The sequence below is a fragment of the Bathymodiolus heckerae thiotrophic gill symbiont genome (genome assembly GCF_900128515.1).
Lineage (GTDB): Bacteria > Pseudomonadota > Gammaproteobacteria > PS1 > Pseudothioglobaceae > Thioglobus_A.
Genome location: NZ_FQTP01000196.1, coordinates 1 through 1,569 on the forward strand (window position 1 = coordinate 1; position 1,569 = coordinate 1,569).

Below are 1,569 nucleotides of genomic sequence, written 5' to 3' on the forward strand. Positions count from 1 at the left end.
TCATTGAATCATACGGATAAGCTGAAGGGAAATGATAAAGCTGTTTCCCACAAACTTATCCACCCTTTGGCCACATTTCGCTATAGAAACTATAAAGTAGAAACAAAAAAGCCTGCGGCGCAATAATAATCTATTAATTTTGAAGTGAAGTGATTTTTTATTTTATCAAGATACGGATTTGTTAATCGACTTGCTTTTTTAGTCGATGAATAAATGTGTATCCAACAAGCATTGCGCGTTAGTTATTAAGGTATAACTGCACTCAACTCTTGATGATAAACCGTTATAAATCAGTATAGGGTTTCTTATTTACGAGTCATGCTAAATATTAATATGATTAGGCTATCACTCAGTCTACCTGGAATCAGCATTGGAACACTTTTTCGGAATCAACGAGTATCAATACCGACAAAAACAGACCAGACAGCAGCTAATAATAAATACAGCGGAATTAATTAATAGTCATTTACTGATTACAGGCATGTCCGGGACAGGGAAAAGCCATCAGGCTAAAAGACTAATAAGCTCAGCTATAGATCAAGGCATCCAGATAGATATCATTGATGTTCATAATGAATTACACCAGGCAGGAACGTCTTCAGCCATTTATTCTGAAGCGACTCGTCTAGGCTATAATTTACTGTCATTAAACGCTAACTCGCACTCTGGAGGAATTAGGCGGCGCATTAATGAAATTATCGGGATGATAAATTCCACCAGCAGACAACTCGGTTCAAAACAGGAGACTGCATTACGGCATCTACTCAATGATGTTTATTGGCTGAACGGGTGCTATGACAATAACCCAAAGTCCTGGCAAAAGGATGAGATCACTGAAGAAATAAGAACCCGGTTACTCAATAATCATGAGTATCAAGCTTTAAAGCAATATTACCCTACCATTGATGATCTGATTAGTTACGCTGATCGAAAAATCAAAGCTCTCTATCTTGGACATCAGTGTTTCCATTGAAAGGTACAATAGCTAAGAAACTTAGACAGTATGCCTTATTTTAAAGGCGCTATAGGGAGATCTTGTCCTGCTCTCGGATTTTGATCAATCCTGAAAATTCTTCTCTGGATAAGCCTATGAAAACAACAAAATAACTTAAAATAAAGCTTGCAATGACGAAAAATTTTTTTTAGAAATTTCCGTTTTATAAACCTTATAATCGGAAACTCCCATGGTCGAACCCCAGACACTGAATGACTTTATCTTTGACCACTGTAACAAGAGTATGGAAAATGCCATATTAGCAGAACGTTATCCTTTGTGGAAACGGGCATGTCCCGAACTGAACGATGTTAACTTTATTCGTCTTGGGATATTGCGTTGCATCAGCACGGTGGATAGTGGCCGTCATTTTTTACAGACAGCAGAAGAAATCCATAACGAATCCTACCCTCTTTCCACCTATTTTAAATCACTCAAATCACCTAGACGTAACCGTTCAGACCCTTACGGTTAAAACCTAAAAATCTTGACAAAAACACCTTGTAAGTGTTTATTATATCGATAATTTCACAAAGGCGTTTAAGGCTCATGGTTCTCAAGGAACAGGAATTACT

General features: G+C 37.4%; 2 protein-coding genes. Both read left to right on the forward strand.

The window, feature by feature from the left end; all coding sequences use genetic code 11:
- The first annotated feature begins 370 nt into the window (after nucleotides 1–370).
- On the forward strand, nucleotides 371–973 hold the full coding sequence (locus BTHERMOSOX_RS11135; protein ID WP_171004763.1) for a helicase HerA domain-containing protein: 603 nt from the start codon (nucleotides 371–373) through the stop codon (nucleotides 971–973).
- Nucleotides 974–1,184: 211 nt separating this feature from the next.
- Nucleotides 1,185–1,469: a hypothetical protein gene (locus BTHERMOSOX_RS11140; protein ID WP_138121192.1), complete on the forward strand. Its 285-nt coding sequence runs from the start codon at nucleotides 1,185–1,187 to the stop codon at nucleotides 1,467–1,469.
- Nucleotides 1,470–1,569: the final 100 nt, after the last annotated feature.